This is a genomic window from Serratia sp. TSO36 (genome assembly GCF_057808395.1).
This window is the reverse complement of record NZ_JBJZOU010000002.1, coordinates 18194-44225: the sequence shown is the minus strand read 5'-3', so window position 1 is coordinate 44225 and position 26032 is coordinate 18194. Positions and strand designations below refer to the sequence as shown.

General features: G+C 58.0%; 27 protein-coding genes. 6 read left to right on the top strand and 21 right to left on the bottom strand.

Annotated elements, in window-relative coordinates; all coding sequences use genetic code 11:
- The first annotated feature begins 80 nt into the window (after positions 1-80).
- From ACK3CV_RS00525 to ACK3CV_RS00510, 4 genes are all read left to right on the top strand, one after another.
- A complete protein-coding gene (locus tag ACK3CV_RS00525; RefSeq protein ID WP_033636527.1) occupies positions 81-1394 on the top strand; it encodes a lysine N(6)-hydroxylase/L-ornithine N(5)-oxygenase family protein in 1314 nt (437 codons plus the stop codon).
- A gap of 95 nt (positions 1395-1489) precedes the next feature.
- Positions 1490-2215 carry a 4'-phosphopantetheinyl transferase family protein gene (locus tag ACK3CV_RS00520; protein WP_086580759.1) on the top strand — a complete coding sequence of 242 codons (726 nt, stop codon included), beginning with the start codon at positions 1490-1492 and terminating at the stop codon, positions 2213-2215.
- Between the two features lie 161 nt (positions 2216-2376).
- Positions 2377-2943: an NADPH-dependent FMN reductase gene (locus tag ACK3CV_RS00515; protein ID WP_025304752.1), complete on the top strand. Its 567-nt coding sequence runs from the start codon at positions 2377-2379 to the stop codon at positions 2941-2943.
- 77 nt (positions 2944-3020) lie between these two features.
- Positions 3021-4073 (top strand): alpha/beta hydrolase, encoded by a 1053-nt coding sequence (locus ACK3CV_RS00510; protein WP_033649559.1) that lies wholly within the window; start codon positions 3021-3023, stop codon positions 4071-4073.
- Between the two features lie 35 nt (positions 4074-4108).
- On the opposite strand, the gene ACK3CV_RS00505 is transcribed toward ACK3CV_RS00510, so the two are convergent.
- Positions 4109-5446, bottom strand: coding sequence for an NCS2 family permease (locus ACK3CV_RS00505; RefSeq protein ID WP_033636524.1), 1338 nt, complete (start codon positions 5444-5446; stop codon positions 4109-4111).
- Positions 5447-5679: 233 nt separating this feature from the next.
- Between ACK3CV_RS00505 and ACK3CV_RS00500 the strand changes: the two genes are divergently transcribed.
- On the top strand, positions 5680-6084 hold the full coding sequence (locus tag ACK3CV_RS00500) for an NUDIX hydrolase (protein ID WP_039568291.1): 405 nt from the start codon (positions 5680-5682) through the stop codon (positions 6082-6084).
- A gap of 46 nt (positions 6085-6130) precedes the next feature.
- Complete coding sequence (gene yieH, locus ACK3CV_RS00495; RefSeq protein WP_164039667.1) at positions 6131-6799, top strand: 6-phosphogluconate phosphatase; 669 nt, start codon at positions 6131-6133, stop codon at positions 6797-6799.
- Here yieH and ACK3CV_RS00490 read toward each other — a convergent pair.
- The 20 genes from ACK3CV_RS00490 to rsmG form a co-directional block, all read right to left on the bottom strand.
- Complete coding sequence (locus tag ACK3CV_RS00490) at positions 6796-7536, bottom strand: amino acid ABC transporter permease (RefSeq protein ID WP_041037335.1); 741 nt, start codon at positions 7534-7536, stop codon at positions 6796-6798. The two genes, yieH and ACK3CV_RS00490, sit on opposite strands and share 4 nt — an antisense overlap.
- Position 7537: 1 nt before the next feature.
- Complete coding sequence (locus tag ACK3CV_RS00485) at positions 7538-8251, bottom strand: amino acid ABC transporter permease (RefSeq protein WP_164039665.1); 714 nt, start codon at positions 8249-8251, stop codon at positions 7538-7540.
- Positions 8252-8332: 81 nt separating this feature from the next.
- Complete coding sequence (locus ACK3CV_RS00480) at positions 8333-9172, bottom strand: ABC transporter substrate-binding protein (protein ID WP_019455482.1); 840 nt, start codon at positions 9170-9172, stop codon at positions 8333-8335.
- Between the two features lie 168 nt (positions 9173-9340).
- Positions 9341-10075, bottom strand: coding sequence for a phosphate signaling complex protein PhoU (gene phoU, locus ACK3CV_RS00475; RefSeq protein WP_033636521.1), 735 nt, complete (start codon positions 10073-10075; stop codon positions 9341-9343).
- Between the two features lie 11 nt (positions 10076-10086).
- The gene (gene pstB / locus ACK3CV_RS00470) at positions 10087-10857 is read right to left on the bottom strand and encodes a phosphate ABC transporter ATP-binding protein PstB (protein WP_016929614.1); all 771 of its coding nucleotides are present in this window, start codon (positions 10855-10857) and stop codon (positions 10087-10089) included.
- A 54-nt stretch (positions 10858-10911) separates the two neighbouring features.
- Positions 10912-11802, bottom strand: coding sequence for a phosphate ABC transporter permease PstA (gene pstA, locus ACK3CV_RS00465; protein WP_033636520.1), 891 nt, complete (start codon positions 11800-11802; stop codon positions 10912-10914).
- A gap of 1 nt (position 11803) precedes the next feature.
- Positions 11804-12760: a phosphate ABC transporter permease PstC gene (gene pstC / locus ACK3CV_RS00460; RefSeq protein WP_004933822.1), complete on the bottom strand. Its 957-nt coding sequence runs from the start codon at positions 12758-12760 to the stop codon at positions 11804-11806.
- A 91-nt stretch (positions 12761-12851) separates the two neighbouring features.
- Positions 12852-13892, bottom strand: a complete 1041-nt coding sequence (gene pstS / locus ACK3CV_RS00455; protein ID WP_033636519.1) for a phosphate ABC transporter substrate-binding protein PstS — start codon at positions 13890-13892, stop codon at positions 12852-12854.
- A 335-nt stretch (positions 13893-14227) separates the two neighbouring features.
- Entirely contained in the window at positions 14228-16057 is a 1830-nt protein-coding gene (gene glmS / locus ACK3CV_RS00450; protein WP_033636518.1) for a glutamine--fructose-6-phosphate transaminase (isomerizing), read from the bottom strand.
- Between the two features lie 149 nt (positions 16058-16206).
- A complete protein-coding gene (gene glmU, locus ACK3CV_RS00445) occupies positions 16207-17580 on the bottom strand; it encodes a bifunctional UDP-N-acetylglucosamine diphosphorylase/glucosamine-1-phosphate N-acetyltransferase GlmU (RefSeq protein ID WP_033636517.1) in 1374 nt (457 codons plus the stop codon).
- A 290-nt stretch (positions 17581-17870) separates the two neighbouring features.
- Positions 17871-18290 carry a F0F1 ATP synthase subunit epsilon gene (locus ACK3CV_RS00440; RefSeq protein ID WP_004933814.1) on the bottom strand — a complete coding sequence of 140 codons (420 nt, stop codon included), beginning with the start codon at positions 18288-18290 and terminating at the stop codon, positions 17871-17873.
- 20 nt (positions 18291-18310) lie between these two features.
- Positions 18311-19693 (bottom strand): F0F1 ATP synthase subunit beta, encoded by a 1383-nt coding sequence (gene atpD, locus ACK3CV_RS00435; RefSeq protein WP_033631385.1) that lies wholly within the window; start codon positions 19691-19693, stop codon positions 18311-18313.
- Between the two features lie 32 nt (positions 19694-19725).
- Positions 19726-20589 (bottom strand): F0F1 ATP synthase subunit gamma, encoded by an 864-nt coding sequence (atpG, locus tag ACK3CV_RS00430; protein ID WP_004933811.1) that lies wholly within the window; start codon positions 20587-20589, stop codon positions 19726-19728.
- Positions 20590-20648: 59 nt separating this feature from the next.
- Positions 20649-22190 (bottom strand): F0F1 ATP synthase subunit alpha, encoded by a 1542-nt coding sequence (gene atpA, locus ACK3CV_RS00425; protein ID WP_033636516.1) that lies wholly within the window; start codon positions 22188-22190, stop codon positions 20649-20651.
- Between the two features lie 12 nt (positions 22191-22202).
- Complete coding sequence (gene atpH, locus ACK3CV_RS00420) at positions 22203-22736, bottom strand: F0F1 ATP synthase subunit delta (RefSeq protein WP_033649565.1); 534 nt, start codon at positions 22734-22736, stop codon at positions 22203-22205.
- Positions 22737-22750: 14 nt separating this feature from the next.
- Positions 22751-23221, bottom strand: coding sequence for a F0F1 ATP synthase subunit B (gene atpF / locus ACK3CV_RS00415; protein ID WP_004933804.1), 471 nt, complete (start codon positions 23219-23221; stop codon positions 22751-22753).
- A 57-nt stretch (positions 23222-23278) separates the two neighbouring features.
- The gene (gene atpE, locus ACK3CV_RS00410) at positions 23279-23518 is read right to left on the bottom strand and encodes a F0F1 ATP synthase subunit C (RefSeq protein WP_004093904.1); all 240 of its coding nucleotides are present in this window, start codon (positions 23516-23518) and stop codon (positions 23279-23281) included.
- 49 nt (positions 23519-23567) lie between these two features.
- Positions 23568-24347, bottom strand: coding sequence for a F0F1 ATP synthase subunit A (gene atpB / locus ACK3CV_RS00405; protein ID WP_025160299.1), 780 nt, complete (start codon positions 24345-24347; stop codon positions 23568-23570).
- A gap of 22 nt (positions 24348-24369) precedes the next feature.
- A complete protein-coding gene (gene atpI, locus ACK3CV_RS00400) occupies positions 24370-24753 on the bottom strand; it encodes a F0F1 ATP synthase subunit I (RefSeq protein WP_004933796.1) in 384 nt (127 codons plus the stop codon).
- A gap of 639 nt (positions 24754-25392) precedes the next feature.
- The gene (gene rsmG / locus ACK3CV_RS00395) at positions 25393-26013 is read right to left on the bottom strand and encodes a 16S rRNA (guanine(527)-N(7))-methyltransferase RsmG (protein WP_033649566.1); all 621 of its coding nucleotides are present in this window, start codon (positions 26011-26013) and stop codon (positions 25393-25395) included.
- Between the last annotated feature and the right edge of the window lie 19 nt (positions 26014-26032).

Below are 26032 nucleotides of genomic sequence, written 5' to 3'. Positions count from 1 at the left end.
GCGCCCGCATTTTACGTCTCCGGCGCCAAAACTCACCTAAGCTTATCTCATCAATTTTTCCGCGTGAGAGATAAGCTTAAATGAACGAACCTTTAGACTTGATTGGCGTGGGATTGGGGCCTTTCAATCTCAGTCTGGCCGCTCTGGCCGCCGAAAGCGGCGCCGTCAACTATACCTTTCTCGATCGTAACGCGAGCTTCCGCTGGCACCCCGGCATGCTGCTGCCTTCCGCTTATATGCAGACATATGTGCTGCAGGATTTGGTTACCGCCGTCAGCCCTCGCAGCCAATTTTCATTTATTAATTACTTGGTAGAACAGAAAAAAATTTATCGGTTTTTAATTACCGAGCAGCAAATTATCAGCCGAGAAGAATTTTCCGACTATCTACGCTGGGCCTGCGAAAGATTAGACGGGCTACAGTTTTCACAGTCCGTAGAGCGCATTGATTTTGACGATGAAAAGAGTTTGTTCAAGGTAACCACCCATAATCAGACGCTGTGGGCGAAAAATATCTGTCTGGGCACCGGCCATAACCCTTGGTTACCGAAAGCGTTTTACCCGGCGCTGGGCGAAAACTGCATGCATGCCGCCGAAATAGCCCTGCGCAATCCGGACTTCAGCGGCAAGCGAGTTATGGTGGTGGGCGGCGGCCAAAGCGGCGCCGATGTGTTTTTGAACGCATTGCAGGGGCACTGGGGCGAACCGGCGCAGCTGGACTGGCTCTCGCGCCGTCCCAATTTTCAGCCGCTGGACGAGTCCCCCTTCACCAACGAATATTTCACTCCCGAATACGTCGACTATTTCTATACACTGCCGTCAGAAATCCGCGAGCGTGAAATCAAAACACAGAAATTGCCGGCAGACGGCATCAGCAATCATACGCTGCGAACCCTGTACCGTGAGCTATATATGCGTTTTGACGTGATGCGCCAGACGCGCAATGTGCGGTTACTGCCTCATCGCACCCTACTGGCCATCGAATCAATGGGTGAAGCTTTTCATCTGCGCACGCTTCACGGCCTGGAAAATCGCCAGGAAAGTTTCAGGGCCGATATCGTCATTCTGGCCACCGGCTATCGCGCTTCGCTGCCCGCTTACCTGAAACCCTTGCTGCCGCGCATTCCTCTCGATGTGGAACAGCATCTGCCGCTACTGCCGAATTTTAATCTGGACTGGCTCGGGCCGGAGCAAAATCGAATTTATGCGGTTAATGCCGGAATACACAGCCACGGCAGCGCAGAAGGCGGACTGAGCCTGATGGCCTGGCGTTCAGCCCGCATCCTCAATCACTTGCTGGGTAAGCCGTGCTTTGATTTGGCACCGAACGCATCAATGATCCAATGGTGGAGCGATGCCGCGCCGGGCGATATCTCTACCACCGCTGATAAATAGGATAATCCGCATAGCGTTTTTTGATGATAAATCCTCAACTTAGTCTTAATCTAACACCCCTGCGTTCTTAGCGACCCTCTGTCATGGAGCGAACAATGGCGTGTCATTTTGCCCGATGGACCCCGGCCTCCGCCGTCCTGGATACCCAGAGACTCGCCGACGAAGTGATAGCCGCCACCCGCACCTTTTCCGTTAAACGCCGCACGCGCTTCCTGCAAGGGCGCATTCTGCTCGCCGAAATGATGTTCTACCTGTACGGCCTGCCGACGCTGCCCCCCATCGCCACCACGCCGACCGGCCGCCCCTGTTTCGCCGATCATCAACTGCCCGATTTCAGCCTCGCTTACGCCAGCAACACCGTGGGCGTGCTGCTCAGCGACGAGGGCAAAGTCGGGTTGGATATCGAAGTGATGCGGGCGCGCGGCACCCGGCAAAGCGCGCTGCAACACGCGCATCAGACGCCGGCGGAAAGTGCCTGGATCGGCGCGCAGGACGATCGGCTGGAGGCGGAGACTCAGCTGTGGAGCATTCGGCAAAGCGTGCTGAAAATTTCCGGCCTCGGCAACAGCGGCCAGGCTACGCTGCGTCTGCATCCTTTCTCCGGCCACCTGCGCTCCAGCGCCACGCCGGACGTTCAGGTGATGAGCGACGCCGACGAATACCTGAGCTGGGCCTGCGCTGGCAGCCCCGGCCTGGATCGCCTGCTGTGCTGGCGCTACGAAGAGCGCGGCGGCCTGCAGAAAGACGGGGAAATCTCGCCGCGCAGCCCGGCGGCGTCCTCACGCTTCGTTAAACTGACGGGCCTGAAGACGCCCGGTTAACGCAGCGCAAAACGGATAACGCTGTCTTTACCGCACGAGTTGCTGGATTAAATTGTAAAGACAGCTAAATGTTGAGCAATCGCCTATCCTCGACCAGCGCTTTAGCCTACTATTCGCCCATGTTGTACGCTGAATCTGCTCATTCGAAAGGGAGAATCACCATGTCAGACCAAGCCTTAAAAATCGTCACTCTGCTCGGCAGCCTGCGCAAAGGCTCCTACAACGCCATGGTGGCCCGCGCCCTGCCAGGCCTGGCTCCACAGGGCGTCACCATTGAAGCGCTGCCCTCCATTCGCGATATCCCGCTGTACGACGCCGACATGCAACAGGGTGAAGGCTTCCCTGCCGCGGTCGAGGCGATCGCCGAACAGATCCGCCAGGCCGACGGCGTGATCATCGTCACCCCTGAATATAACTATTCCGTGCCCGGCGGGTTGAAGAACGCCATCGACTGGCTGTCTCGCTTGCCGAATCAGCCGCTGGCCGGCAAGCCGGTCGCCATTCAGACCAGCTCGATGGGGCCGATCGGCGGCGCGCGTTGCCAATACCACCTGCGCCAGATCCTGGTGTTCCTCGATGCGATGGTAATGAACAAGCCTGAGTTTATGGGCGGTGTGATCCAGAGCAAGGTCGACGAACAGGCCGGTGAACTGAGCGATCAGGGAACGCTGGATTTTCTGACCGGCCAGCTGTCCGCGTTCAGCGATTTTATTCGCCGCGTGGAGTGAAGGTCTCGCGGCGCCCCTTAGGCGCCGCAACAGGACATGAAGTCCATCAATTCATTGAAAATTAAAGCCATAGCATCATGTATTTTTTCATTTTAGCGTTATTTTTTGTTTCCATCACCAGTCCCGCTTTCGCGGCAGAGATGCGTTATCCCGCCGGTGAAGAGCCGCTGGAGCTGCCGGCACACAGCGCGCTCAACGCCCAGCTGTCGCGATCCGCGCAAAACCAGGAAGATAAAAAGCTGGGCGCCATGTCGCTGTACCTGACGCTGATGCGCGAAGACGGCCGCAACGTCTGGGCGCCCTACCAGCTGGCGGTGTCATCGGCGGAGAAAGGGCAAACCGAGCTGGCGGAGCGCTACCTGCAGCTGAGCGCCGACCGTGGCCTGTGGTACTACTACAACCTGCTGGAGGACGACGCCTTCAACAGCATCCAGCACTCCGCCACCTACCAATCGATCCTGGCCGCCACCAAAGCGCGCTATCTGCAGCACGCCCGCCACTATGAAGGCAAGGCCAGCTACGCGATGCCGGACGGCGAAGCGCCGCCCGAAGGCTGGCCAACGGTGATCTTCCTGCATACCTACGGCAAAGCCGCCGCCATCAGCCCCGAAGAACGGCTGCTGTTCGGCGAAATGGGCGTGGCCTACATCGAGCTCAACGGCACGCAGATGCTGTCGGAAAACAGTTTCCGCTGGTCGAATTACAGCGACGAGAGCACCCAAACCGCCATTCAGCGTACGCTGCAACAGCTGGCTCCGCAGCTAAAGCTGAATCCCCGGCGGATTTACCTCAGCGCCCGCGGCCAGGGCGCGCTGCACGCCGCCAACCTGATCGCGAAGTACCCGCAGTTTTACGCCGGCGCGCTCCTGATCGCCCCCAACGGCGAGATCAAGCCGGCCCAGCAGTCGCTGGCGGCGCAAAAGAAAATCGTGATGGCGTATTACGATCGGCAGAATTTCAGCGAGCAGGCGCTGGCGTTGCACTTCGCCAATCTGTTCGGAGAGGATAACCAGGTAGAGACGCTGCACTTCGCCCAGGGAGAGGATGCCGCCGGCAGTTGGCAGGCGCGCTTCAAGCGGCCGTTGCAGTGGGTGTTGGGTAAGGCGCCGGATGCGACGCCGGGCGCCTAGGGTTTCAGGGCCGACAGGCGTCGGCCCTTTGGCGGTCAATGGCCGTCGACGAAGACGATCTTCAGCACGAACAGCAGCGCCACCACCACCACGCACGGGCTGATTTCACGCCAGCGGCCGGTGCCGAGCTTCATCACGCAGTAGGAGATAAAGCCGAGCGCGATGCCTTCGGTGATCGAGAAGCTGAACGGCATCATCACCGCGGTGACAAACGCCGGTACCGCTTCGGTCAGATCGTCCCACTTCACCCGCGCCAGGCTGGAGGTCATCAGCACGCCGACGTAGATCAGCGCGCCGGCGGCGGCGTAAGCCGGCACCATGCCCGCCAGCGGCGACAGGAAGATCACCAGCAGGAACAGCAGGCCGGTGACCACCGCCGTCAAACCGGTGCGGCCGCCGACGGCGACGCCGGACGAACTTTCGATGTAAGCGGTCACGGAAGAGGTGCCCGCCAGCGAACCGGCCACCGAGCTGATGCTGTCGACGTACAGCGCCTGCTTCATGCGCGGGAACTTGCCCTGGTTGTCGGTCAGGCCGGCTTTATCGGTGACGCCGATCAAGGTGCCCGAAGAGTCAAACAGGTTCACCAGCATAAACGAGAAGATGATCCCGGCCAGCCCGATGTTCAGCGCGCCGGCCACGTCGACCTGGCCCACCACCGAGGTGATGCTCGGCGGCAGGGAGAACAGGCCGCCGTATTTCACGTCGCCCAGCATCCAGCCGATCAGGGTGGTGACCACGATCGACACCAGCACCGCCGCGTGGAAGTTACGCGAAGAGAGCACGGCGATGATGAAGAAGCCGAGCGCGCCCAGCAGCACGTTGTGCGAGGTCAGGCTGCCGATGGTCACCAGCGTGTCCGGGTTGGCCACCACGATGCCGGCGTTTTTCAGCCCCATCATGCCGATGAACAGGCCGATGCCGCTGGTGATGCCGACCCGCAGGCTGACCGGAATGTTGGCGATCATCCAGTAGCGGATGCGGAAAATGGTCAGCAGCAGCAGGCCGACCGCTCCCCAGAAGATGGCGCCCATGCCCACCTGCCAGGAGATGCCCATCGCCCCGACCACCACGAAGGCGAAGAAGGCGTTCAGGCCCATCGCCGGCGCCAGCGCCACCGGCAGGTTCGCCAGCAGGCCCATAAAGATGCTGCCGAAAGCGGCGATCAAACAGGTGGTGACAAATACCGCCTGGGTATCCATGCCCGCCGCGCCCAAGATTTGCGGGTTAACGAACACGATATACACCATGGTAAGGAAGGTGGTGATACCGGCAATCGTTTCCGTACGCGCCGTCGTGCCATGTTGCTTGAGTTTAAACACGCGCCCAAGCAAGCCTTGCTCAGCGTCAAGGCCAGATACTGGTTTGGTCATTATCAGAATTCCGAAAATGGGAATGGACAGTCGCCGGCTATCCTATAACAAAAAGTGGGGCTTTTGACGCCGGTCACAGGTTTTTTTCGCCATCTTTACGGCTAAACGCGTCAACGGCTTGTATTTACAGGCTTTCATCCCCCGTTGCGCCCGCTGCGTTGCCGTTTGCCAACACGGCCGATAAAATGACCTATCGCATCTCTTACCCTACCCGCGAAAAAACAGGAATCCGCATGTCTTCAACCTTTATCGATAAGCTCGCGTTGATCGCGCTGAAAGATGACAAAGTGGCGCTGGTGCGTTCACACAATAAGACGCTGTTTTATATGCCGGGCGGAAAGCGCGAAGCGGGCGAAACCGATGAACAGGCGCTGTGCCGCGAAATCGACGAAGAGCTGACCGTCGCGCTGCAGCCGAGCTCCATCGCGTTTTACGGCGAGTTCGCCGGCCCGGCGGACGGCAAGCAGGACGGCACCCAGGTGCGCATTCGCTGCTATCAGGCCGACGTTATCGGGCAGCTGCAGCCGGCCGCCGAAATCGCCGAACTGAGGTGGTGCGACAGCCGCGATTTGCCGCACTGCTCACACGTCGCCGCGCTGATTTTGCACGATCTCAAGGCGCGTAACCTGATCAAGTGATCGCTGAGCGGCCTCCGCGCCGTTAACCCGAAGGAACCTGTCCCGCATGAATCAGATTGACTGCATTTTGTTCGACTGCGACGGCACGCTGGTGGACAGCGAAGTACTGTGCAGCAAAGCCTATGTGCACATGTTCGCCCACTACGGCATTCACCTGTCGCAGGAAGAGGTATTCAAGAAATACAAAGGGGTGAAGCTGTACGAGATCATCGATCGGGTCAACGCCGAGCAGGGCACTGACCTGGCAAAAGAGGCGCTGGAGCCGCTGTATCGGCAGGAAGTGGCGCGGCTGTTTGACAGCGAGCTACAGCAGATTGCCGGCGCCCGCGAGCTGCTGGCGCAGGTGACGGTGCCTGTCTGCACCGTCTCCAACGGACCGGTCAGCAAGATGCAGCACTCGCTCGGCCTGACCGGCATGCTGCCTTATTTTGATGACCGGTTGTTCAGCGGCTATGACATTCAGCGCTGGAAGCCGGATCCGGCGATCGTGTTCCACGCCGCCGAACAGATGCAGGTGCCGGTAACGCGCTGCATCCTGGTGGATGACTCGCCCGCCGGCGCCCAGGCCGGCATCAATGCCGGCATTCCGGTCTTTTACTTCTGCGCCGATCCGCATAACCCGCCGATCGACCACCCGCTGGTGACGACGTTTAACGACCTGGCCCAGCTGCCCACGCTGTGGCGCGAACGCGGCTGGCGGCTGACGGCCGATTAACTGGCCGGCAACGGCGGCTTGTTGCGCCACCAGCGCCACGACCGTTTCAACGCGCGAGTTTGCGCGCCGAAGCGGCGGTTGACCGCGTTGGCCAGCAGATCGAGCGCCAGGCAGAACACGAAATAGACCAGCGCCACGAACAGGAACACTTCCATCGGATAGACCATGCTGCGGTTGTTGACCTGGGTCGCCAGGAAGGTCAGTTCGCCAACGCCGACGATATAAGCCAGCGAGGTGTCTTTGATCAGGGATATCCACTGGTTGATGAACGACGGCACCATCATGCGCAGCGCCTGCGGCAGCACGATCATGCGCAGCGTCTGCCAGCGGGTCAGCCCCAGGGAAAGCCCGGCCTGCCACTGGCCGGGGCCGATCGCGGCGATGCCGGCCTTCACCGCATGGGCCAGATAGGCCGAAGCGATCAGCGCCAGCGCGCACACCACGGTGGTGATTTCCGGGATCTCGACGCCAAACACCATCGGCAGCAGGAAATAGGTCCAGAAGATCAGCATGATGACCGGTATGGCGCGGAAAAAGCCCAGCACCGCCGCCAGCAGTCCGGCAGCGACGCCGCGCGACATCGCCAGCGCCACGCCGAGCAAGGTGCCGAGCGCCGCCGAGGCAACGCCGGCCATCAGGCTGATCGCCAACGTCAGCGCCGCACCGCCCAGCGGCCCGTCCGGCCAGGTGCCCCACAGCAGGTAGCCCAGGTTATCGTGAATTACGCTGAAATCCATCTCAATGCTCTCCCAGCGGTTTACGCTGTTGGCGCCACATGCCCCAGCCTTCCAGCAGCGCAATGATGGCGATATACAGCACCGTCGCCACGCCGAACGCCTGGAAGGTGCGCAGGGTTTCGGTTTCGACCTGACGCGAGGCGTAAGAGAGTTCGGCCACGCCGATCGCCATGGTCAGCGACGAGTTCTTGATCACGTTCATGTATTGCCCCAGCAGCGGCGGCAGCGCGATTTTCAGCGCCTGCGGCAGCACCACGTAGCGCATCGCCTGCCAGCCGGTCAGCCCCAGCGCCTGAGCGGCATATTTCTGCCCGCCGGCGACGCCGCGAATGCCGGAACGGATCTCTTCGGCGATAAAAGCGGTGGAGTAGAGCGTCAGGCCGAAGAAACCGGCGAGAAACTCGAACGACGGCCATTCCAGCGGGCCGACCTGATGTGAGCTGTTCAGCCACTGCATGGCGGCGGACGGCAGGATCTGCCCGGCGGCGAAGTACCAGAAGAACAGCTGCACCAGCAGCGGCGTATTGCGAAACAGCGAGCTGTAGCCCATCGCCAGCCAACGCAACGGCCGCAGACTGCTGTCGCGCATCGCCGCCAGCACGAAGCCCAGCAGCGTGGCCGCCAGGCCCGCGCAGGCGGAAAGCCACAGCGTCAGCAGAAAACCGTGCCACAGCCAGCTCAGGTATTGCGGTGCCAGCAGCCAGTCCAGGTTCATGTTCAATCCTTGTCTTGCAGAATGCATCAGGGGCGCAGCAAGCTGCGCCCCTCCGTGCCGATCTCACCGCGAGCGGTTAAATCAGGCTTTCGGTTGCTGATCCAAAGGCGCGATTTTGAAATCGCCGCGCGGTTGGGCGGATTGGGTTTCCGGCCCGAACCAGCGATCGTAAATCTTAACCGCTTCGCCGTCTTTTTCCAGCTTGATCAGCGTCTCGTTCACCGCGGCGGTCAGGCGATCTTCGCCCTTGGGAATGCCGACGCCCTGGTACTCTTTGGTCAGGCTGAACGGTGAAATTTCAAACTCCGCCTTCTGCGCCGCCGGCAGGTTGCCAAGCAGGCCGACCAGCTTGGCGTCGTCCTGGGTGATCGCCTGCACGTTGCCGTTGCGCAGCGCCACGAACGCCAGCGGGGTGTCATCGTAGGAGATCACTTTCGCCGTCGGGAAACGCTCGCGCAGGGTGATTTCCTGCACCGTGCCCTTGTCCGCGCCGATGCGCAGCTTTTTGATGTCTTCCGGGGTTTTCAGCACGCCTTTGCGGGCGATGAATTTCTGGCCGGTGGCGAAGTACGGCACGCTGAAGTTCACTTCCTTGGCGCGCTCGTCGGTAATGGTGAAGTTGGCGGCAATCAGGTCAACCTTCTTCGACACCAGCAGCGGAATGCGGTTGGCCGGGTTGGTGGCGCGCAGCTCCACTTTTACCCCCAGCGCTTTGCCGATCGCATCGGCGACGTCCACATCGTAGCCCACCAGCTTCTTGCTCTGCGGATCGATGTAGCCGAACGGCGGGTTGCTGTCGAACACCGCGATACGCACCACGCCGGCTTGCTTGATATCGTCAAGTTTGTCCGCGTGCGCGGCGCCGGCGGCGAGGCCGGTCAGACTGGCTAACAACGTTAAGGCCAAAGCGCGATGTTTCATAGAGAGCTCCTAAGTGGTTGATGTCCTGCTGGCGGATAAGCTAGCAAGCGCCACATAGGTCAGGAAATAATATAAAAAGCTATATTTATAACCTTTTTATCTTTAAGAACTTAAGATGGAATAAAGGCGCGGGAAACCGCGCCTTTGAAGGATATTACCCGGAAAGGGTCAGTCGGCTTTGTCGTCTTTACCGCCCGGAGAGAGCAGCTTTTCCAGGGCGTCGCCGCCCAAATGACGGAAATCCTGTCCTTTGACGAAATAGAAGATAAATTCGCAGATGTTCTGGCAGCGGTCGCCGATACGCTCGATAGAACGGGCGCAGAACAGCGCGGTCAGCACGCTCGGAATGGTGCGTGAGTCTTCCATCATATAGGTCATCAGCTGACGCACGATGCCTTCGTATTCCTGGTCGACCTTTTTATCTTCGCGGTAAATACGGATCGCCTCGTCCAGATCCATGCGCGCGAAGGCGTCCAGCACGTCATGCAGCATTTGCACGGTGTGGCGCCCCAGCGATTCCAGGCTGACCAGCAGCGGCTGGTGCTGGTGCGAGAACTTCTCCAGCGCGGTGCGGCAGATTTTGTCCGCCACGTCGCCGATGCGTTCCAGCTCGGAAATGGTTTTGATGATCGCCATCACCAGGCGCAGATCGCTGGCGGTCGGCTGGCGCTTGGCGATGATGCGCACGCAGGCTTCGTCGATCGCCACTTCCATCATGTTGACCTTGGCGTCGCCTTCGATAACTCGCTTGGCCAGCTCGCCATCCTGATTGTGCATCGCGGTGATGGCATCGGTCAGCTGCTGCTCCACCAGCCCGCCCATGGTCAGCACCTGGGTGCGGATATGCTCAAGCTCTGCGTTGAACTGGCCGGAAATGTGTTTGTTTAAATTCAGGTTATCCATGATGCTTCCTATCAACCATAACGGCCAGTGATGTAGTCTTCAGTCTGCTTTTTCTGCGGCGCAGTGAACAGGTTATCAGTATCACTGAACTCGATCAGCTCGCCCAGATACATAAATGCGGTGGAGTCGGAGCAGCGCGCCGCCTGCTGCATATTGTGGGTTACGATCACCACGGTGTAATCGGCCTTCAGCTCGCTGATCAGCTCTTCAATCTTGCCGGTGGAGATCGGATCCAGCGCCGAGCAAGGCTCATCCAGCAACAGCACTTCCGGACGAATGGCGATGCCGCGGGCGATGCACAGGCGTTGCTGCTGGCCGCCAGAAAGGCTGTAGCCGCTCTGGTGCAGCTTGTCCTTGGTTTCGTTCCACAGCGCCGCTTTGGTCAGCGCCCACTGCACGCGCTCGTCCATATCGGCGCGCGACAGCTTTTCAAACAGGCGAACGCCGAAGGCGATGTTGTCGTAAATCGACATCGGGAACGGCGTCGGCTTCTGGAACACCATGCCGACCTTGGCGCGCAGCAGCGCGATATCCGAGTTGTCGGTCAGGATGTTCTGGCCGTCCAGCAGGATGCCGCCTTCCGCGCGCTGTTCCGGGTACAGCTGGTACATCTTGTTGAAGGTGCGCAGCAGGGTGGATTTGCCGCAGCCGGACGGGCCGATAAACGCGGTGACCTTGTTCTTGGCGATATCCAACGTGATGTTCTTCAGCGCATGGAATTTGCCGTAGTAGAAGTTCAGATCGCGTACCTGAATTTTGCTGCTGGAAGCGTCAGTAACCATACTCATCAAGACTTCTCTCTTTTCATCAGCGCCGCCAAAGCGGCGCTCAAAATTTTATGAATGCTTTTTCTTGGCGAAAATCACGCGCGCCAGGATATTCAGTAACAGTACACACAGGGTGATCAACAGCACCCCGGCCCAGGCCAGCTGTTGCCATTCGGCGAACGGGCTCATGGCGAATTTGAAGATGGTCACCGGCAGGTTGGCGATCGGCTGCATCAGGTCGGTGCTCCAGAACTGGTTCGACAGCGAGGTGAACAGCAGCGGCGCCGTTTCCCCCGCGATGCGCGCAATCGCCAGCAGCACGCCGGTGATGATGCCGGACACCGACGCCTTCAGCGTGATGGCGGAAATCATGCGCCATTTCGGCGTGCCCAGCGCATAAGCGGCCTCGCGCAGCGTATCCGGCACCAGCTTCAGCATGTTCTCGGTGGTGCGAATGACGATCGGCACCTGCAGCAGCGCCAGCGCGACGATGCCGGCCCAGCCGGAAAAGTGTTCCATCTTCGCCACCACGATGGTGTAAACGAACAGGCCCACCACGATCGACGGTGCGGACAGCAGGATGTCGTTGATAAAGCGGATCACTTCCGCCAGCCAGGATTTACGGCCGTATTCTGCCAGGTAGATGCCGGCCATGATGCCCAGCGGCGTGCCGAAGATGGTCGCCCACAGGATCAACAGGCCGCTGCCGGCGATGGCGTTGGCCAGACCGCCGCCCGCGGTGTTCGGCGGCGGGGTCATTTCAGTGAACAGCGCCAGCGACATGCCGTCGAAGCCTTTGGTCACGGTGGCGATCAGGATCCAGATCAGCCAGAACAGCCCGAACACCATGGTCGCCATCGACAGGAACAGCGCGAGACGGTTTTTCTGCCGGCGCCAGGCCTGCATTTTGCGGCGGCTTTCCGCCAGAACGACTGCGTTTTGCATATCCATCGTCGCCATGTTAACGCCCCTCATTCTTGGCCAGACGCATGATCATCAGTTTCGACAGCGCCAGCACGATAAAGGTGATAACAAACAGAATCAGGCCCAGCTCCATCAACGCGGCGGTGTGCACGCCGGACTCGGCTTCGGCGAATTCGTTGGCCAGCGCCGAGGTGATGCTGTTGCCCGGCATGTACAGCGAAGCGCTGTCGAGCTGGTAGGTGTTGCCGATGATAAAGGTCACCGCCATGGTTTCCCCCAGCGCACGGCCCAGGCCCAACATCACGCCGCCGATGACGCCGTTTTTGGTGAACGGCAGCACGATGCGCCAGATGACTTCCCAGGTGGTGCAGCCGATGCCGTAGGCCGACTCTTTCATCATCACCGGGGTCTGTTCGAACACGTCGCGCATGACTGCCGCGATGTAAGGAATGATCATGATCGCCAGGATCACCCCGGCGGCCAGAATACCGATGCCGAAGGCCGGGCCGGAGAACAGCTCGCCGACGATCGGAATGCCCGACAGCACTTCGCCGACCGGCGTCTGGAAGTATTCGGCGAACAGCGGCGCGAACACGAACAGGCCCCACATGCCGTAAACGATGCTGGGGATGGCCGCCAACAGCTCAATGGCGATGCCCAGCGGCCGCTTCAGCCAGTTCGGCGCCAGCTCGGTCAGGAACAGCGCGATGCCGAAGCTCACCGGCACGGCGATGATCAGCGCGATAAGCGAGGTGACCACGGTGCCGTAGATCGGCACCAGCGCGCCGAACTGCTCCGCCGGCGCGTCCCACTCTTTGGTCCACAGGAAGGCGAAGCCGAATTTCTGCATGCTTGGCCAGGAGGCGAAGATCAGCGAAACAATGATGCCGCCCAGCAACAATAGGGTAATCAGCGCAGCCAGTCTCACCAGCGCGCTGAAAATGATGTCACCGTTTTTGCCCGGTGCTTTGATGGTCGGCTTGTACTCAGCCATAGATTACTCTCTGTTTGAACCCTGGCAGCCCCAACCGGGATCGGAGCCTGAAGAACTGTGTGGGGCGCGGCGAACCCGCGCCCCTGCGTTGTTAGTACAGCGCTTTGCCTGAACTGTCTTTTACGTTGGTTTTCCAGGCCGCGCGCACCTGCTCAACCACTTCTGCCGGCAGGGTGGCGTAATCCAGCTCGTTAGCCTGCTTGGCACCGGTTTTGTAAGCCCAGTCGAAGAACTTCAGCACTTCGGCGCCCTGAGCAGGGTTTTTCTGCTCTTTGTGCACCAGGATGAAGGTGGTGGAGGTGATTGGCCACACGTTGTCGCCTTTCTGGTCAGTCAGATCCTGAGCGAAGGTCTTGCTCCAATCCACGCCTTTGGCCGCGTTGCTGAAGCTCTCTTCGGTCGGGCTGACCGGTTTACCGTCGGCGGATACCAGCTTGGTGTAAGCCAGGTTGTTCTGCTTGGCGTAAGCGTATTCTACGTAGCCGATAGAGCCAGGCAGACGCTGAACGAAGGCGGCGATGCCGTCGTTGCCTTTACCGCCCAGACCGGTCGGCCAGTTAACGGTAGAACCGGCGCCGATCTTCTCTTTCCACTGCGCATTGGCCTTGGACAGGTAGCTGGTGAACACGAACGAGGTGCCGGAACCGTCGGCGCGGCGCACCACGGCGATGTTCTGGTCAGGCAGTTTCACGCCTGGGTTCAGCTTGGTGATAGCCGGATCGTTCCATTTTTTGACGTTGCCCAGGTAGATATCGCCCAGGGTTTTGCCGTCCAGCGTCAGTTCGCCGGATTTGATGCCCGGGATATTCACGGCCAGCACCACGCCGCCGATCACGGTCGGGAACTGGAACAGGCCATCGGCCGCCAGTTTGTCGTCAGACAGCGGGGCGTCGGAAGCGCCAAAGTCAACGGTGTTGGCCACGATTTGCTTCACGCCGCCAGAGGAGCCGATGCCCTGATAGTTAACTTTGTTGCCGGTTTCTTTCTGATAAGAATCTGCCCACTTGGCGTAAACCGGAGCGGGGAATGTCGCACCTGCACCGGTCAGGCTGGCAGCAGCGAACGCGGACACGGTGGTCAGGGAGAAGGTCGCTGCCACAATACTGGCGACGGTGGTACGCATCAGTTTCATAATCCCTCCTAATGGGATATTTAAAATCGACTTCGAGTCGTTTTAATCAGAGTAAGTATTGCTGCAGGAGGGAAAATAGGACAGTTTGGTGACAGAAAAATGTACGCAATATGACAGTTATATTACAGCGCGCCAGACAGGTGTTTGTTTCTTTAAAAATCAATTAATTAGTCAAAAAACAGCGCAATTGACGTGCAATAAAAAAACGGTTTGGCGCGGCCTATCCGCTTGAATATGACAATGTTTATCGCCGAATCGGTCGCGCTGTCATCTTTAAGGCCGCTCATGAAAAAAGCCGGCGCAAAGGCCGGCTTTTGCAGTTTACCTGCGGCAGATTACTCTACGGTGACAGACTTCGCCAGGTTGCGCGGCTGGTCAACGTCGGTGCCTTTGATCAGCGCCACGTGGTAAGACAGCAGCTGCAACGGCACGGTGTAGAAGATCGGCGCCACGATTTCCTCGACGTGCGGCAGAGGAATGATGGTCATGCCTTCGCTGCTGACGAAGCCGGCGTCCTGATCGGCGAACACGTACAGCTGGCCGCCGCGCGCGCGCACTTCTTCAATGTTGGACTTCAGCTTTTCCAGCAGTTCATTGTTCGGTGCCACCACGATCACCGGCATATCGGCGTCGATCAGCGCCAGCGGGCCGTGTTTCAGCTCACCCGCCGCATAGGCTTCGGCGTGAATATAGGAGATCTCTTTCAGCTTCAGCGCCCCTTCCATGGCGATTGGATACTGATCGCCGCGGCCGAGGAACAGCGCATGGTGCTTGTCGGAGAACCCTTCCGCCAGCGCTTCGATCTCTTTATCCATCGACAGCATCTGCTCGATACGCGCCGGCAGCGCCTGCAGGCCATGCACGATCTCCTGCTCCACGCTCTCCGCCATGCCTTTCAGGCGGCCCAGACGCGCCACCAGCATCAACAGCACGGTGAGCTGCGTGGTGAAGGCCTTGGTCGAGGCCACGCCGATTTCCGTGCCCGCTTTGGTCATCAATGCCAGATCCGATTCGCGCACCAGCGAAGAGCCGGCCACGTTACAAACGGCCAGCGAACCGAGATAACCCAGCTCTTTAGACAGACGCAGCGCCGCTAACGTATCGGCGGTTTCGCCGGACTGCGACAGGGTGATGATCAGGCTGCCCGGACGCACCGCCGATTTGCGGTAACGGAATTCGGACGCGATCTCGACGTCGCACGGCACGCCAGCCAACGCTTCAAACCAGTAACGCGCCACCATACCGGAGTGGTAAGAAGTCCCGCAGGCGATGATCTGCACGTGCTGCACCTTGGCCAGCAGCTCGTCGGCGCGCGGGCCCAGCTCGCTCAGGTTGATTTGGCCATGGCTGAAACGCCCTTCCAGGGTATTTTTCAGCGCCAGCGGCTGTTCGTAGATCTCTTTTTGCATGTAGTGACGGTAAGCGCCCTTATCGCCGGCGTCATACTGCACCTGGGATTCGATCTCAGGGCGCTCGATGGCGTTGCCCTGCTTGTCGAAGATGTTGACGGTGCGGCGAGTCACTTCCACCACGTCGCCTTCTTCCAGGAAGATGAAGCGGCGGGTGACCGGCAGCAGCGCCAGCTGATCGGAAGCAATAAAGTTTTCCCCGACGCCGCGGCCGATAACCAGCGGGCTGCCGGAGCGCGCCGCGACCAATACGCTCGGATCGCGGCTGTCCATCACCACGGTGCCGTAAGCGCCGCGCAGCTGTGGGATCACGCGCTGAACCACTTCCAGCAACGTGCCGCCCTGTTGTTGTTCCCAGTGCACCAGGTGCGCGATCACTTCGGTGTCGGTTTCGGAGCTGAAGCGGTAACCGCGTTCGATCAGCAGTTCGCGCAGCGGTTCGTGGTTTTCGATGATGCCGTTATGCACCACGGTAATGTAGTCGGAAACATGCGGGTGCGCGTTCGCTTCGGTCGGTTCACCGTGCGTTGCCCAGCGGGTGTGAGCGATGCCGGTACCGCCGCGCAGATCGGTCTGCTCCGCCGCTTCGGCCAGTTTTTGCACCTTGCCTACGCGACGCAGGCGACTGACGTTGCCTTTTTCGTCGACCACCGCCAGACCGGCGGAGTCGTAACCGCGGTACTCGAGACGGCGTAAACCTTCCAACAGGATTTCTGCGATATCACGTTGCGCTACTGCGCCTACAATTCCACACATCAGTTGTATTCCTAATGAACGCCCTTCATGGGCGCTTTCGATGTCTTGACCTGATTTTTGCCGGTTTTACCGTGCGTCCCCGAGCCTGTAGATGGTGGGGGTTATTATGTTTTGTATTGGGCTCTGAACGGAGCCCAACGCAAAACACACTATGATTTCTTCTTCACCGGGCGTTGCCAGCCCTGAATGTGCACCTGCTTGACGCGGCTCAGCACCAGTTCGTTCTCGGCGATATCGCGCGTCACCGTGGTGCCGGCGGCGATGGTGGAACCCTTGCCGACCGACACCGGCGCCACCAGCTGAGTATCGGAACCGACGAACACGCCGTCGCCGATCAGCGTCTTGTGCTTGTTGGCGCCATCGTAGTTGCAGGTGATGGTGCCGGCGCCGATATTCACGTCATCGCCGATTTCGGCATCGCCCAGGTAGCTGAGGTGACCGGCCTTGGAGCCTTTGCCCAAACGCGCCTTTTTCATTTCCACGAAGTTGCCGACGTGGGCCCCTGCCGCCAGCTCCGCACCAGGGCGCAGGCGGGCGAACGGCCCCACGGTGCAGTCGGCTGCCAGCACGCTGTCTTCCAGCACGCTGTAAGGGCTGATCTCGCAGTCATCGCCGATCACGCAGTTTTTCAGCACGCAGCCGGCGCCGATTTTCACCCGGTCGCCCAGCTTGACGTGACCTTCGATAATCACATTCGCATCAATAGTGATGTCGCGGCCGTGAACAAGTTCCCCGCGCAGGTCAAAACGCGCCGGATCCAGCAGCATCACGCCGGCCAACAGCAACTTTTCAGACTGTTCCGACTGGAAGACGCGCTCCAGGGTCGCCAGCTGCAGGCGGTTGTTTACGCCTTCCACTTCACTCAGGCGCGACGGGTGCACGGTTTCGATTTTCTTGCCGTCGGCATGGGCCAACGCAATGATATCGGTGATATAAAACTCGCCCTGTGCGTTGTCGTTATTCAGCATCCCCAACCAGCGCTTCAGATCGCGCCCGTTCGCCACCAGGATGCCGGTATTGATCTCGTTGATCTGGCGCTGCGCCTCGCTGGCATCCTTGTGTTCGACGATGCCCACCACGTTGCCCTGCTCGCGCACGATGCGGCCGTAGCCGCTCGGATCGTCCAGCTTGACCGTCAGCAGACCGATACCGCCCTGCGGTTTGGCCGCCAGCAGGCGTTGCAGCGTATCCACGGAGATCAACGGCACGTCGCCGTACAGCATCAGCACGTCTTCATCGTCGGCAAAGTGCGGCGCGGCCTGCTGCATTGCATGGCCGGTACCCAATTGCTCAGCCTGCAGCACCCAGTTCAGCGCGCCGTCAGTCAACGTGCTTTTCAGCAGATCGCCGCCGTGGCCGTATACCAGGTGAACATGTTGCGCGCCCAGTTTCATCGCGGCATCAATGACGTGTTGCACCATCGGCTTACCGGCCAACGGATGTAAAACCTTGGGAAGATCGGAATACATGCGTGTTCCCTTGCCCGCGGCGAGGATAACCACGCTCATTGCGCTGTTCGACATAAGCAACCTGATAACTCCATTTTGATAGACGAAAGTAAAACCGTTTAGCGACGATATTACTACATATTTCTCTGCACGAACCCGGCGCAGGCCGCGTGGGCCTTGGCCTGCCGCTATCGCGGTCAATACGGCGCCGGGGCGAAAAAACTGTCGGCGATCGGCGACGTTTATTTCCCGATATCTGGGGTTATACACCACACCGCCCGCCGGGCTGAAATGCTTATTTTAAAGTAAAAAAAAAGCGACCCTATAGGCCGCTTTCTTAAAGTTGGGTGCGTTGCACCCAAACATTACATCGCTTTTCTGGTGAGCTCGATAACGCGCAGTTTTGCGATCGCTTTCGCCAGTTCAGCGGATGCCTGAGCATAGTCGACATCGCCATGAGAGCTGCGAATGTGTTCTTCAGCTTTACGCTTAGCTTCCAACGCTCTCGCTTCGTCGAGGTCAGTACCACGGATAGCAGTGTCCGCCAGCACGGTAACCACGCTCGGCTGCACCTCGAGGATGCCGCCGGACAGGTAGATGAACTCTTCTTCACCGTGCTGCTTAACAATACGCACCATGCCAGGCTTGATGGCAGTCAGCAGCGGCGCATGGCCAGGGAAGATCCCCAGTTCACCTTCGCTGCCTGTCACCTGGATCTTCTGCACCAGGCCGGAAAACATCTGTTTTTCCGCGCTGACTACATCCAGATGGTAAGTCATAGCCATATCACCCTCCTCTCAAGGCGTTACAGTTTCTTGGCTTTTTCCACTGCTTCTTCAATGGTGCCAACCATGTAGAACGCCTGCTCCGGCAGGTGGTCATAGTCGCCGTCCATAATGCCTTTGAAACCACGGATGGTGTCTTTCAGCGATACGAACTTGCCCGGAGAACCGGTGAAGACTTCTGCCACGAAGAACGGCTGAGACAGGAAGCGTTGGATCTTACGCGCACGGGATACGACCAGTTTGTCTTCTTCAGACAGCTCGTCCATACCCAGGATCGCGATGATATCTTTCAGTTCCTGGTAGCGTTGCAGAATGGACTGCACGCCACGCGCTACGTCGTAGTGCTCCTGGCCAACGACCAGCGGATCCAGCTGACGGCTGGTGGAATCCAGCGGGTCAACGGCCGGGTAGATACCCAGAGAAGCGATGTTACGGCTCAGTACCACGGTTGCGTCCAAGTGCGCAAAGGTGGTGGCTGGTGACGGGTCAGTCAAGTCATCCGCAGGAACGTAAACGGCCTGTACGGAAGTGATAGAACCGGTCTTGGTCGAGGTGATACGTTCTTGCAGAACGCCCATCTCTTCCGCCAGCGTTGGCTGATAACCTACCGCGGATGGCATACGGCCCAGAAGTGCGGACACTTCGGTACCGGCCAGGGTGTAACGGTAGATGTTATCAACGAACAGCAGAACGTCACGGCCTTCGTCACGGAATTTCTCCGCCATGGTCAGACCGGTCAGCGCAACGCGCAGACGGTTACCCGGTGGCTCGTTCATCTGGCCGTAAACCAGGGATACTTTGTCCAGAACGTTGGAGTCGGTCATTTCGTGGTAGAAGTCGTTACCCTCACGAGTACGCTCGCCCACGCCCGCAAACACGGAATAACCGGAGTGCTCGATCGCGATGTTACGGATCAGCTCCATCATGTTTACGGTTTTACCCACGCCCGCACCGCCGAACAGACCGACTTTACCGCCCTTGGCGAATGGACAAATCAGGTCCATTACCTTGATACCGGTTTCCAGCAGTTCCTGGGAGTTGGACAACTCTTCGTAGCTTGGCGCCGCGCGGTGAATCGCCCAACGCTCTTCTTCGCCGATGTCGCCTTTCATGTCGATCGGTTGACCCAATACGTTCATGATACGGCCCAGGGTAGCTTTACCCACCGGCACTTCAATCGGGTGGTCCAGGTTGTTCACTTTCAGACCGCGACGCAGACCGTCGGAGGTCCCCATTGCGATACAGCGAACCACGCCACCGCCCAGCTGTTGCTGAACTTCCAACACCAGTTTTTCGGTGCCGTTTTCTACCTCAAGGGCGTCGTACACTTTTGGTACGGCATCCTGAGGGAACTCGACGTCCACCACGGCGCCGATTACCTGGATAATCTTTCCAGTAGCCATCTTGAATCCTCTACGTAATTCGTAAACCTAGCTTAAACCGCGGAGGCTCCCGAAACGATCTCGGTGAGTTCCTGAGTGATGCTGGCCTGACGCGCCTTGTTGTATACCAACTGCAGCTCTTTGATCAGGCTACCGCCGTTATCGGTTGCGGCTTTCATCGCGACCATTCGTGCGGCCTGCTCGCTGGCCAGGTTTTCCACGACGCCCTGATAAACCTGCGACTCCACATAGCGGCGCAGCAAGGTATCAAGCAGCACTTTTGGATCGGGTTCATACAGGTAATCCCAAGGCGTTTTCTTCAGCTCTTCGTCATCGGCTGGCGGTAACGGCAGCAGCTGAAGCACCTGCGGCTCTTGGGACATCGTATTAACAAATTTGTTGCTGACAATGTACAGCTTGTCCAAACGACCTTCGTCGTAGGCCTGCAGCATCACTTTCACCGGCCCGATCAGATCCGACAGGGAAGGTTTGTCCCCCATGCCGGTCACCTGGGCAACCACGTTGCCGCCCACGGAACCAAAGAAAGAGGCCGCTTTAGAGCCAATCAGCGCCAAATCGGTTTCGACGCCTTTTTCGGACCAGGCTTTCATCTCCGCCAGCAGCTTTTTGAACAGGTTGATGTTCAAGCCGCCGCAGAGACCACGGTCAGTAGACACCACCAGATACCCGACGCGCTTAACGTCACGCTCATCCAGGTACGGGTGCTTGTACTCCAGATTCCCTAACGCAAGGTGACCAATCACTTTGCGCATGGTCTCTGCATAAGGACGGCTGGCCGCCATGCGATCCTGCGATTTACGCATTTTGGAGGCGGCGACCATTTCCATCGCTTTAGTGATCTTTTGCGTGTTTTGCACGCTAGCGATCTTACTACGTATCTCTTTTGCGCCGGCCATCTCTGCTTCTCCTCAGTGCCAGACGGCCTGCTGTCTTTCAACAGCAGGACCGTTCGGCGTTACCAGGACTGGGTTTTCTTGAAGGTCTCGAGGATGTCTTTCAACTTGCCCTCGATCTCATCATTGAAGTTGCCAGTTTGGTTGATGTGGTTCAGCAGCTCGGCGTGCTCGCGGTCCGCATAGGCGACCAGCGCGGCTTCGAAGCTCACCACTTTGGCGACTTCGACGTCGTTCAGGTAACCGCGTTCTGCGGCAAACAGCACCAGAGACTGTTGTGCGACCGACATCGGCGCATACTGTTTCTGTTTCAGCAGCTCGGTCACTTTCTGACCGTGGCTCAGCTGTTTGCGGGTCGCGTCGTCCAGATCGGAGGCGAACTGGGAGAACGCAGCCAGTTCACGATACTGCGCCAGCGCGGTACGGATACCGCCGGACAGTTTCTTCATGATCTTGGTCTGCGCGGCGCCACCAACACGGGATACGGAGATACCCGGGTTAACTGCCGGACGAATACCGGAGTTGAACAGGTTGGATTCCAGGAAGATCTGACCATCGGTAATCGAGATTACGTTGGTCGGAACGAACGCGGAAACGTCACCCGCCTGGGTTTCAATGATCGGCAGAGCGGTCAGTGAACCGGTTTGGCCTTTAACTTCACCTTTGGTGAAGGCTTCAACGTATTCGGCGTTAACGCGCGCTGCACGCTCCAGCAAGCGGGAGTGCAGGTAGAATACGTCGCCTGGGTAAGCTTCACGACCTGGCGGACGACGAAGCAGCAGGGAAATCTGGCGGTAAGCAACGGCCTGCTTGGACAGGTCATCGTACACGATCAGCGCATCTTCACCGCGGTCACGGAAGTATTCGCCCATGGCGCAACCGGCGTATGGCGCCAGGTATTGCAGTGCAGCGGATTCGGAAGCGGTCGCCACAACCACGATGGTGTTGGCCAGTGCGCCGTGCTCTTCCAGTTTGCGCACCACGTTAGCGATGGTGGACGCTTTCTGGCCGATAGCCACGTAAACGCATTTGATGCCGGAGTCGCGTTGGTTGATGATCGCATCGATCGCCAGCGCGGTTTTACCGGTCTGACGGTCACCGATCACCAGCTCACGCTGGCCACGGCCGATTGGAATCATGGCGTCAACGGATTTGTAGCCAGTCTGAACCGGCTGATCAACGGATTGACGCTCGATAACGCCTGGCGCGATAGCTTCTACCGGAGAGAAACCGTCGTTCTCAATCGGGCCTTTGCCGTCGATTGGCGCGCCCAGGGTGTTAACTACGCGGCCCAGCAGACCACGACCGACTGGAACTTCCAGGATACGGCCGGTGCATTTAACCTTCATGCCTTCGGCCAGATCCGCGTACGGACCCATAACCACGGCACCGACGGAGTCGCGCTCCAGGTTCAATGCGATTGCGTAACGGTTGCCAGGCAGCGCGATCATTTCGCCCTGCATAACGTCGGCTAGGCCGTGTACGCGGATGATCCCGTCGCTGACGGAAACGATAGTACCTTCATTGTGAGCTTCGCTCACTACATTGAACTGAGCAATGCGCTGCTTGATCAGTTCGCTGATTTCGGTGGAATTCAGTTGCATGCTCCAGTCCCCTTAAGACTGCAAGACGTCTGTCAGGCGTTCAAGACGACCGCGAACGCTGCCATCAATCACCATATCGCCGGCGCGAACAACGATGCCGGCCAGTACAGACTTGTCAATTTTGCAATTCAGCTTAACTTTGCGTGACAGACGTTTTTCCATCGCAGCGGCGATTTTCGCCTGCTGTTCGTCGCTCAGCGCGCTCGCAGAGAGCACTTCGACTTCGACGGTGGATTCCAGCGAGGCGCGCAGTTCGATGAACTGCTGCAGCACGGCAGGAAGAACCAGTAAACGTCCATTTTCGGCCATTACGCGGATAAAGTTCTGGCCATGTTCGTCGAGCCGATCGCCACAAACCGCGATGAACGTCTTGGACAGCGTTTCTGGCGCGACCGCGCCAGACAGCAGTTCAGAAATCTGTTCATTGCGAGTGACTTCAGCCGCAAACGCCAGCATTTCCTGCCAGCGCTCTACGCTTTGGTGCTCAACGGCAAAGTCAAAAGCTGCTTTGGCGTAGGGGCGAGCTACAGTGACAAATTCAGACATCAGCCCCTCCCTCCTTACAGTTCAGCGACCAGTTTATCAACGATGTCGCTGTTAGCAGCTTCATCCACGGAACGTTCGATGATCTTCTCGGCGCCGGCAATTGCCAGCATCGCGACTTGCTTACGCAACTCTTCACGAGCGCGCTTACGTTCGGCTTCGATCTCAGCCTGAGCCTGCGCCACGATTTTGTTACGTTCCTGCTCGGCTTCGGCTTTCGCTTCATCCATGATCTGAGCTTTGCGTTTGTTCGCTTGCTCGATGATCACCTGAGCTTCTGCTTTAGCAGTTTTCAGCTGGTCGGTCGCATTGGCTTGCGCTAAGTCCAGATCTTTTTTGGCACGCTCTGCAGAAGCGAGGCCGTCAGCGATTTCTTTCTGACGTTTCTCGATGGCAGCCATGATCGGCGGCCATACGTACTTCATGCAGAACCAGACAAACAGAACGAACGCGATGGCCTGGCCGAGGATTGTTGCGTTAAGATTCACAGCACAATGCCTCTTTAAAAGTTAATAGTTTGGTTACGTCGTAGAGGGTTGCTCTACTTACGCGACGGCGAACATCACGTACAGACCCAGACCTACAGCGATCATCGGGATGGCGTCGACCAGACCCATAACGATAAAGAACTGTGTACGCAGCAGAGGAATCAGGTCAGGCTGACGAGCAGCGCCTTCCAAGAATTTACCACCCAGGATGCCGATACCGATCGCAGCACCGATTGCCGCTAAACCCATCATCACAGCGGCAGCCATGTACAGCAGATCCATACTCAGGTTTTCCATGACAGTCTCCAGTTTGTTTCAGTTTAAAAGTGCAAGTGTTTTAAGAAAATCAGTGCTCTTCAGACGCCATCGACAGATAGACGATCGTCAGAACCATGAAAATAAAGGCTTGAAGCGTAATGATCAGGATGTGGAAGATAGCCCAAGGCAAGCTCAGGACCCACTGTGACCACCACGGCAACAGGCCGGCAATCAGGATGAAGATCAACTCACCCGCATACATGTTGCCGAACAGTCGCAGACCCAGTGAAACAGGTTTGGACAGCAGGCTGACACCTTCAAGAATCAGGTTGATAGGAATGAATACAGGGTGGTTGAACGGCTGCATGGTCAACTCTTTAACGAACCCGCCAACGCCTTTCATTTTGATGCTATAGAACAGAATCAGGATAAACACGCCCAGCGCCATAGACAGCGTGACGTTCACGTCGGCGGTAGGCACGACGCGCAGCGCAGGCAGACCGAGAACGTGGGTGCCGAGATAAGGCAGGAAGTCAACCGGGATGAGGTCCATCAGGTTCATCAGGAACACCCAGACGAACACGGTCAGCGCCAACGGCGCAATGACCTTGCTCTTGCCGTGGTACATGTCGCGCACGCTGCTGTCGACGAAACCGACCACCAGCTCCACGGCGGTTTGCAGTTTACCCGGCACGCCGCTGGTGGCGTTTTTGGCCACTTTGCGGAAGATCACCAGGAAGAGCGCCCCGAGGACGACGGAGAAAAACATCGAGTCGAGGTTAATCGACCAAAACCCAGTCCCGACCTGAAGCTGCGTCAGGTGGTGACCGATATACTCCTGTGGAGTCAAGACTTCTCCTGCAGACATGATGCCTCTTACCCTTATTTAGTTAAGTTCGGTAACTGTTAATCACGGCCGGTGCCACTATCTGCACCACTAACACCGCTAAATAGGTCAGGCCAAGCGGTATAAACTCCGCCTTGAACACCCCCAGCGCCACGATCAGCAAAACGATGGTGATCACGACCTTTAGCCCCTCGCCGATGGCGAACGACCAGGCAACCCTACCGGGCGCCGGCGTTTGCGCCTGATGGCGCAAGGCAAACAGCATAAACATTGCACTCGGCAACCAGGCGGCGAGACCGCCTGCCAGCGCCGAAGCGCTCCATTCCGGGCTTTTCAGCCAGAAAGCAACGCTGATCAGAACAAAAGTCATTAACTGCAAAAACAGCAGTTTGCGTGCGACTTTCCCGCTGTAAAGGGACACAGACATGACGTTTGTTCTCTCCGTACCCCAGAGGGGGTATGCTGAGTGACGTATACAACTGTTTTTGCTGTCCAGAGTCAAGCAGCAAAAAACGAGCAAATTATACGGGGCATACCAACGAATTCAATCGATAAGTAGCGAAAAGGTGAACAATTATTTAAATTTCCCTATTCCAGCCTATTTTCACAAGAAAACGGTCGGAATAATAGGGCGCATTTAATTGTCTGATTATTCCAGCGTTGCGTTTAGAAACGCGAAGCCGATCACAGTAATGTCCCTTCCTGATTTATAGCCGATGGTCAACCAAACCGTCTTTAGCAATTTGAGCGATCAAAAGATTATATAAATCAAAACATTATCAGTTAACTGTTCAAAAACAATCCGTATACCCGACGAAAACCTTTTATTGACAAGCCGCAGGGCAATATTCCAACAGCCAATTAACATTAGCAGCAAACGCCAATCTTTCGCACATGATTGCTAACGTGACTATTTCCAAATGCAATTACTCTATTGTCGCTAATTAGCCGCGTTTTTTGTGTTAATAGAAAGTAAATTAACTAAAAAAAGCGACCAACTAATTAGCCTGCTTATCTTTCTGCCTGGTACTGCCTTTAATTCACGCTTGTTTGATCAAAAGCAAACTCAGTTTGCCTTAAGAATCACCAGGTGGCGTTCGCCTTCCAGTTCAGGCACCTGCAGCCGCACGATGGATTCCAGGCTAACGCCCGCCGGCAGCTGCGCCAGCTCTTCATCCGGGCGCACGCCTTTCAACGCGTAAAAACGCCCCTGCCCTTTCGCCGGCAGGTGATGGCACCAGGACAGCATATCCTGCAGCGAAGCGAACGCGCGGCTGATCACGCCGTCGAACGGTGGCTCGGCCGGAAACTCCTCAACGCGGCTCTGCACCGGCTCGATATTGTTCAGGCCCAGCTCATGCTGCACCTGACGCAGGAAACGCACGCGCTTGCCCAGGCTGTCGAGCAGCGTGAAATGCGCGTCCGGGCGCACGATCGCCAGCGGAATGCCCGGCAAGCCGGGGCCGGTGCCGACATCGATAAAACGCGAGCCCTGCAGATGCGGGTTGACCACGATGCTATCGAGGATGTGGCGCACCAGCATTTGCTGCGGATCGCGCACCGACGTGAGGTTATAAGCCTTGTTCCACTTATCCAGCATGCCGACATAGCCCAGCAGCTGCTGTTTCTGCTGATCGGGCAGCTCAATGCCTGCTGCCGCGAGCAGCGAGTCTAATTTTTTTTGCACAACGGATCCTTTGGCAGGC